Raw genomic sequence first — 8,183 nt, 5'->3', positions numbered from 1 at the left:
TCCGATTCCGCCGGATTTGCGGCGTGACAGTTGAAAGTTTCTTGACCGTTTCTGGGATTGCTCAAGATCGAGCGCCGTTTGAGCGGCGCTTAATCTCAATTGGGTGATCAATAAATTACCATCCGAAAAACACCAACGACATCCAATAGCCTGATGGTACGAATTATACTTGTTGTTCGGTCAGCAGTATTGGCTAGGATCCAAGTTGTTTAAGATAAGTACCAGTTTGTCAAATTCGATACCATGTTGCTGGCATGCTTTCGGAAAAAGACTATGGCTTGTAAGCCCGGGAAGGGTGTTAAGCTCAATAAGGTACGGCTCTGTGTTGTGGACGATGAAGTCTGCTCTAAAGTAATCAAGCTCAAGTGCCTCAGCGATAGCAGAGCAGTAGTTGGTGACTAGTTGATGGGTGCTCCTGTCTAGGATGGTGAGGGTGGCATTCGTCTTGGTGGATATGAATTTCGCATCATAAGAGAAGAAATCACTCTCAAATTCAACTGTATAGATGGGTAGCGTGGATTTGTTTAAATAGCATACGGATAACTCGGGCCCACTTATAAATTCTTCTATTAGAATTCCAGTGTGAAATTTTGCTGCTGCGTTTATAGCAGGCTGGAGGTCAGCTTTGAGGTCGCGGACCAGGGACACACCGAAGCTACATCCTTCACGGTTAGGTTTGACGATGCAGGGTGTTCCTAGACGTTCACTGATCTCTTCAAAACAAACGTCATCACCGTTTTTCGAGTAAAGATAGTTTGCGACATTTATTCCAAGTCCTCTTGCAATATGCTTCGTTAGAAGCTTGTCCATGCAGATTGCGCTGGCCTGAGGAGAAGGGCCATTATATGGGATCCCTAGTCCTTCTAAATATGCTTGTGCCATCCCGTTTTCACCGAAACCGCCATGAAGCGCCAAAAAGACTCTGGTGAATTTAGCGAGGTCCAGACTAAGCAGTTCTCTATAGTCCGAAATGGTGAGAATCTCATGGCTGATTTGGAGGGTTTTCAACGATTGTGAGACAGCTTCGGAAGTTTGAAGGGAGACCTCCCGCTCCGAGGAGTTTCCACCCGTTATAATTGCAATATTTTCAATCATTTAATTTGCCCCCTATGATTTAAGTGGATAAGCTGAAGCACCTTTTGTGAAAGCGATTCTGCACCTGCTCGAACGGTTTTGATGTCCATGTCGCTGGTGAAGGATAAGCGGATCGCACTGTTGGCCCTCATTGCGCTGTGCCCAATCCCGGTGATGACGTAAGAGGGGGAAAGATTGTTAGAGTTGCAGGCTGATCCGGAAGAGATGCAGACGTTTCTCAAGCTACTAATCAAGGTTTCTGAGCGCATCCCAAGAATGGAAATATTCAAGATGTGAGGTGTCGAAACAGCGTCTGGAGAATTAATTAGGAACGCGATGTCATGCTTGTTTAGTGTTTCAAGGATTGCATTTCTCAGTTGTTTCGCAGCGGACCATGAGGCAGGGTAATCCTTGTTCTTTAGTCGACGTGCCGCAGCGCCGAATCCGGCGATCAGTTGAGTGGGAAGTGTGCCGCTACGGAGTGAAGATTGACCGCCGCCAAATGTGAGAGGACGCAACCGAGAAAAGCTGGAGGAAGAAACATAGAGGGCGCCGATGCCCTTTGGCCCTTCGATTTTATGGGCTGAAATCGAAGCGCAATCTACGCCAAGTTCTTTGACGTTGATAGGTAGCTTGCCCAACGCTTGAGCGGCATCGACATGGAAAAGTGCATTTGAGTTTTCTAATGCCTTTTTGATTTCTAGAAGGTTTTGAAATGTGCCTATTTCGGAATTCACATAAGAAATAGAGAGCAGTGATGTGTTTTCATCCAGTAGGCTGTTTAGATGCGTTAGATTGACTCGTCCGTCCGAATCGATTTTCATTCGTCGAATCTCTATGTTGCGTTTTTCTAATTCTTCTGCGGCTAAAATACTGGATTTGTGGTCGATAGGGCATATAATTATATTGCTTCTTGCGGTGGTGGTGCTTCCAAGAATCGCAATGTTATTGCTTTCCGTGGCGCCAGATGTGAAAACTATTTCAGCCGGTGTGCAGCCTAGTAGCTCAGAAATATGTGAAGCACTTTCAAAGACAGCACTCCGTGCAAGACGGCCTAGAATGTGCGCAGATGAGGGGTTTCCGTAGTTGATGTTGTCATATTTCGCCATTTCCTTTATGACGTCATCAGCGCACGGAGTAGTGGCTGCAGCATCTAGATAGATTACCGAGTCTGGTTGCATTGCTGGCCTCTCAAGTTCTATAGGTGACGATATGGATGCCTTTGCTGTATATTTCTTCGGTCGTGAGCTCCCCGCTCCCTCCCAGATCTGCCACCAATATGCTTACAGGATCGAACTCGTAAAGTGAGAGGGCGATCTCAACTCCCTTTCTAATTGGAGCATGGCATTCATTTGGGGCGAGGAGAATCAAAAGCCGAGCGCCTGCTCTGTAGGCTTCGGAAATCATTTCTGTTATTTCACCTGCGCAACCGGTCATGCCGCAACTGACCAGTGGTAAAGGTGTGCCCGAAGAGTCAGTGAATGAAATCTCGGACATTTCTGGTTGATCTGGAATACATCGTTTCTCGAGTTTTCCTTGCTTCACCAGTCGAGAAGCCTCATTTTGAAAGCGATTTTTCAACCATGTCTCGGGGAAACAAAGTGTATGTTTGCGACTGGGTGTGATATTTTTTGTAGTGACGATTGAGGATGAGTTAAGGTGCGTGAGGTAGCTTGTTGGAAGTTGCTCGAAGTGGTTGTAAAATTCGGCCCTATAGTCTTGAGTGATTTTGTCGCTTGGGACGTATTGCCAATCGTTGATCAAAAGGAGTAGGTTTCCGCTTTGGTTATTCTTGACTATATGGTGCTCTGCGAATTCTATAGCTAACTTCCAAGAATAGGTGGGAAATATGCCCACTCGCTCCTTGATTTGTGCTTTTAATGTAGGGTCTTGTATGTCCTCAAAGACTTCTGGTGCCAGTCGATCGCTCTGTTTGTCATAAAATAGCATGAAGTGGCCGGCCATGATGTGAGCGGCATTCAAGGGTTCGGCATCCATGAAGTTGAAAATGCGACTTTTTAGCTCGGCTTCTGTAAATGCAAAGCTTTCATGTGTTGTTATTTTTTTCATAATTTATCCTTGTGGGTAGTTTTGGGGTGAGGGTTATTGAGTAAATGCATTGGTAAGATCGCGAGTTAATTCGTCTGGGTCTTCAAGTCCGAGTTATATCCTTGCGCACTCACTGTTAATGCCTAGTCTTTTTGCTGAGGGCATGTCGTGAGTATCAATAAGATTGACGAGGCTTGTCGTGCCGCCCCATCCATAGCCGATCTTTATTAGGTTTAGTCGGTTCAGGCGAGATATCAGTTCGTTGCGAGAGCATGAAAATTCAGCGGTGAAAAGGCTGTTGAATCCATAGATCATCGAGTTTTGTAGGTGGAGCTCAGTGTTTTGGAGAATGGGATGTATTGCCTGTTTTAAAAGAGGCAGTGGCTTGAGGCTTCTAAGTACCTTGCGAGTCGTACTCATTTGAAATGATAGGCGAGCGCCGAGCGTGCTGATTGATCGAATTGCTGCTGAGCAGGCGTGTGAGCTCACATGGTTGCCCGTTAATGCGGAGGTGGTTTTAAGGTTTACATACAGATCTTTTCGCTTGGTTATTAGTGCTCCGAGAGAGATGCCCTCTACAGCCCCGTGGTATTTGCTCATTGAAATCAAGCTGATGTCCGCGCCGAGTGATAAGGGGTGGTGAAATAGTGATGCTGCCCATGTGTTGTCGGCCACAATCAGCGCTGGGTGGTCGTGTCTTGATTCGACGATCGCACTAATATCCATGACCTCGTACGTGAATGCGCCTGGGTTTTCAAATATGATTAATTTTGTCTTTAGAGTTAGTTTATTTTTTAGAGTCGCGGCTTCGCTAGGTGTGAAGTATTCAATTTTTACACCAATATTTTCAAAGTGATTCAGCAGCCATCGTGTGGAGTAAACGATGGTATCTCCAGCAAGTACGTGATCACCTGGTTTCACGAATGTTGTCAGCAACAGGTTGAAGGCGGACTGCCCGGAAGGTGTTAAGACTGCGAACTTGCCCTTCTCGAGGTCGGCTACCCGCTGAGAAAGTTGTCGAGTCGTTGGTGTGTCAACGCCGCCATAGTACAGACCACTGAAAAGATCATTGTCTATGTCTGCTAGGCTTTCTTCATTGATGGGTGGCAGCTGATCAAAGGTGTCGACTAAATAGCTGGTGCACTCCATGGCTGGCGTTTGTGTGGATTGGATTCCTCCTGTGGGGAAGAGGCCAACCTGGGCCAGTTTACTACGTGTCATCTCAGGCATCGCTTGCCTCGAACTCATTGAGAAGAAGGATTATTTCTTTAACTTCGCCAACCTGAGGTGCACAGACATTGGGTAAGGGATATTCGAGGGAGGCTTCACCGAATCTATGGAAATACTCCAGCAGTTCACCTTCGGGAGTGCCCCAGCGCAGGTAATTTTCATTCTCGCTTTCGCGGCTACTCCGCAGTGGGTGCCGGACCGCCCAGTTTGCACTTAAGGTAATAGGCTGTCCTGTCTCCTGCTTAAGCTTTATGAGTCCATTAAGCAAGTTTCGGCGACTGATATGTGCTTCACCAAGCCAAAAAGTAATGCGCACCCGCAATCGATATGATTTGCAGCCATAAAGTCCAGAGCTTTTAAGAATCGGTCTTTCCACGTTTGTTTATTGCCGTCAACGTCTTTGCTCATGCCCCCAATTTCTTGTGGTTCAAGCGTTTCGAGTCCGATGAATATATACCTAAGGCCACATTTGGCTAGCCTTTGAATAAGGTCCTTTTTTCTAAGAATCTGATCGATCGTGAATTGGCCTCCGAAAATGACTTCTAAAGGGGCTTTCTCAAGTAATTGACACAACTGTGTGATTGCGACTGGGCTACCGCTAAGGAATATCGAATCTTCGACGAATGCGCTTGCCCCCTTGCTGGGGTGATCTTGCATTACTGCGCTAACTGTCTCGTTGAGTTGATTGTAGAGTCGTCGTGGGGCGCCTTGTATGTCCTGGATGTTTCCGGCAATGCTGCGGCGTTCACTGCAAAAATTACAATCATAGATACACCCAGGCCCAGTATCGCTGAATATATGTGAGGTCATGCGCCCCTCGAAAACATCAAATGAAGCGGTGACCCCAAATGTACCGACCACTGAGGGTAATTCGTCGCGCTTCAGAGGTACGCCATCACTTACAAGTGTGTTATCGATGCGTGGGAAGTCAGCGATCCATCGCCCTTCAGTTTTCATATCCAGGTTTTCTGCAATGAACGTCGCTGGGCTTTGATTGCAGCGACTAAAAAGCTCGCCAATCTCTGCAATCAATTTTTCCGCCTCTCCGGAAATTATGACGTCAAATAGTGGAGGGATTTCACACTCTCTGATAAGGCGCCCCGGCGAGGCTCTATGGTGTTTGACGAGGGAGGGTAGCCTCTTTCTTTCGTCAGCAAGGTATATCGTTTCATTAACGTGCCGCCCACCCAGTACGATGAGTAATCTATCGCCGAACATTTTTCTAGCGACTTTTGCACATTCCACTGCGCCAGGCATGCAGAGCGTCATGGCGCCAATGAATAGAATGTTGGGTCGAGATGCTTGTATTAAATTTTCATAGCGATGCATGTCATCCAGTGAGTACATGAGCAAAAAATGCTCTCTCAACTTTTTGTCGAGTCGCCCCCAGTTGCTGTTTCCCCAAGCACCTTTCCTTTGTTTAGCGAGGCTTGCCGCATAGCGGCATGCGTTAAAGAGGCTGACAGGGTCAGTGCTGTTCAAAGCCCTGCCTGATTTGTGGCCGCTGATGCATTCCGGCGCAGAGACCGCGATCGCTCGAATCTGTAGATGAGGCGTGACGATTTTGGGGGCGGACGACCGCTCGCCCAGGGTCGCCCCCTTAGTGATTTGCAAAGGCATGCTCTTCCATTCCTGAATATCGGCAAATGCCGTTGTTATTTTTATTGGATATTGGATACAGTAGCCAAAATCTCCTGACTGAGGCCTGTCGAAATGAAACAAAATGTGATCGCACTGGTTTTTGGGGGGCGGAGCTCAGAGCATTCAGTGGCGCTACGCTCCGCCGCTACAATCCACGCGGCGCTGATGGCTCTCGGTCACAGGGTGCACTGTGTAGGGATAGATCGTGTGGGCAACTGGAGGTATCAAGGAGAGCCGTGCCAGTTCCCTGGTGCGGTTGATCGGTCGGCTCCGTTGATTTCAATTCGTCCAGGCCATCGCTCGCTCTCATACACAACTCAAGAGAGCGGCACGGTGGAGATTGGGATCGATTTGCTTTTCCCGGCACTGCATGGTCGGTGGGGGGAGGATGGAACAATTCAAGGATTGGCAGCGATGTGCGGTTTGCCGTGTGTGGGCTCCGGGGTGCTAGGTTCGGCAATGGCCATGGATAAAGATGTCACAAAGAGAATGGTCCAGTCTGCCGGGCTTGTTGTGGTGCCTTGGCTGGCCATGAACTCCATGCGTCCTTGGGAGGAACTGGTTGAGTGCCTGGGTAGCAGCACGCTCTTCGTAAAGCCCGCTACTTCGGGCTCATCGATTGGTGTGTCTAGGGTCTCCAACGCCTTGGAATATGCTGCGGCATTTGCTATTGCAGCACGAGAGGACACAAAGGTGCTGGTGGAGGCTGCTGTCTGTGGAAGAGAGATAGAGTGTGGTGTGCTCGAACTTGAGGAGGGTTTGATGGCCTCGGTGGTGGGTGAAATAATCAAAAAGGAAGGGCACGCCTATTACGATTATCAGGCGAAATACGATTCCAACAGTGTGACAGGTCTTCGTGTGCCAAGCTTGTTGCCACCTGACATTGTCGCGCGCATCCAGGCTTTATCTGTCCAGGCGTTTAGATGCCTTGAACTGAAGGGGTACGCCAGGGTGGATTTTTTCTTGACAGAAGAGGGTGAAATTATTCTCAATGAGATCAATACCTTACCCGGATTTACGAGTGCCAGTATGTACCCGAAGATGTTTGAGTGCTCCGGTTACCCTCCGCCGAAGTTGGTAGGAGCGCTAGTCGAATATGGGCTCTCATCAGCATCTAAAGAACGTTTATGACACGTCCTGCCGACGCCGCTTCTCAAGAAACGTAACGATTGCATCTCGTCCCTCGGCAAGGTGCTCGGCTAAAAATTGCTTGGCGGCTTCGCGATCACCCTTGGCGCAAGCGCTCAAAATGCTTTTATGATCCTGTTGCGATTTCTTGTGATAGTCGAGATTTGTCAACAAAAAACGAAGATGGCGATCCACCGAGTCATGAAGGGACTTAATCAATGCAAGTAATCTGGGGCGCTTTGCTTTTGAATAAAGAAAGTGATGAAACTTTTCATTGAGTTCGCTAAGGTGGTGCGGGTCGGTGGCATGCTCCATGGTAGATAAGAGTTCGTACATCTGCGCCAGATCATTTTCTACGATGTTGTCAAAGCCAAAGTCCAAGGCGGTGCATTCTGCCATGATCCGCATATCATAGATCTCGACAATGTCTTCAATCGTCATGATCGCTACAGAGGCCCCCTTATGGACTTCGTAGGTAACAAGCCCTTCGGCCTCCAACTGCCTTATGGCGTCCCTTACCGGCATACGACTCAAACCGAATTTCGAGGCTAGCTCTTCTTGGCGCAAAGCCGTACCTTCGGCTATTGCGCCAGAAAGTATGCCTTCGCGTAGCGACTCGACCACATAATCCATCGCGGTTTTATGGCGATGTTTGTCAGGAACGATAAAGCTATCGAGAGAGTTCGCCACCATGTTCTCCGGGTCTAGCGATGTAGTCAAAAGCGCTGGCGAAGGTATCACAGACTCACTAGAGCTACCATCGAGCAGTTGGCATGATGTTCATGCCTTTGAGTAGTCATTGGCTCTCTACATCCGCATAGAAACCGTGAGCTTTTGCATGATCAAGTCGCTCAGATTTTTTTTGTCGTGGCGCCACCCTCTCTGTGGCTTTCCAAGAGCTTAAGCCTTTGGCCATTGCCGTAGAGGCGATTGGGCGGGAGGTCTCGTTTTTCTTGGTGATTGCTTGCTCATGAGCCACCCGTCAACGCGGTGGTGCTCGCCCGGTTCATCTTTTCGTGTGGGTGTCTGCCAAAGTTGGAAAGCTTCTTGCAATGCCAGCC

General features: G+C 48.3%; 7 protein-coding genes. 1 reads left to right on the top strand and 6 read right to left on the bottom strand.

Annotated features, from left to right (window positions below):
- Window positions 1-180: 180 nt before the first annotated feature.
- The 5 genes from ACF8O8_RS18350 to ACF8O8_RS18330 form a co-directional block, all read right to left on the bottom strand.
- Window positions 181-1,095, bottom strand: a complete 915-nt coding sequence (locus tag ACF8O8_RS18350; protein WP_049586774.1) for a D-alanine--D-alanine ligase — start codon at window positions 1,093-1,095, stop codon at window positions 181-183.
- A complete protein-coding gene (locus ACF8O8_RS18345) occupies window positions 1,092-2,255 on the bottom strand; it encodes a cysteine desulfurase family protein (protein WP_392510197.1) in 1,164 nt (387 codons plus the stop codon). The genes ACF8O8_RS18350 and ACF8O8_RS18345 overlap by 4 nt, the downstream gene beginning before the upstream one ends.
- A gap of 10 nt (window positions 2,256-2,265) precedes the next feature.
- The gene (locus ACF8O8_RS18340; protein ID WP_392510196.1) at window positions 2,266-3,144 is read right to left on the bottom strand and encodes an LPD16 domain-containing protein; all 879 of its coding nucleotides are present in this window, start codon (window positions 3,142-3,144) and stop codon (window positions 2,266-2,268) included.
- A gap of 93 nt (window positions 3,145-3,237) precedes the next feature.
- The gene (locus ACF8O8_RS18335; protein ID WP_392510198.1) at window positions 3,238-4,344 is read right to left on the bottom strand and encodes a PLP-dependent transferase; all 1,107 of its coding nucleotides are present in this window, start codon (window positions 4,342-4,344) and stop codon (window positions 3,238-3,240) included.
- A 258-nt stretch (window positions 4,345-4,602) separates the two neighbouring features.
- A complete protein-coding gene (locus ACF8O8_RS18330; RefSeq protein ID WP_392510195.1) occupies window positions 4,603-5,973 on the bottom strand; it encodes a B12-binding domain/radical SAM domain-containing protein in 1,371 nt (456 codons plus the stop codon).
- 93 nt (window positions 5,974-6,066) lie between these two features.
- On the opposite strand from ACF8O8_RS18330, the gene ACF8O8_RS18325 reads away from it, so the two are divergent.
- Window positions 6,067-7,125, top strand: a complete 1,059-nt coding sequence (locus tag ACF8O8_RS18325; protein WP_392510194.1) for a D-alanine--D-alanine ligase family protein — start codon at window positions 6,067-6,069, stop codon at window positions 7,123-7,125.
- Here ACF8O8_RS18325 and ACF8O8_RS18320 read toward each other — a convergent pair.
- A complete protein-coding gene (locus ACF8O8_RS18320) occupies window positions 7,120-7,815 on the bottom strand; it encodes a GntR family transcriptional regulator (RefSeq protein WP_049586776.1) in 696 nt (231 codons plus the stop codon). The genes ACF8O8_RS18325 and ACF8O8_RS18320 overlap by 6 nt on opposite strands.
- Between the last annotated feature and the right edge of the window lie 368 nt (window positions 7,816-8,183).

It is taken from the genome of Pseudomonas sp. TYF_14 (assembly GCF_043105275.1).
GTDB classification, from domain to species: domain Bacteria; phylum Pseudomonadota; class Gammaproteobacteria; order Pseudomonadales; family Pseudomonadaceae; genus Aquipseudomonas; species Aquipseudomonas alloputida.
This window is presented reverse-complemented; position numbering and strand designations above follow the sequence as displayed.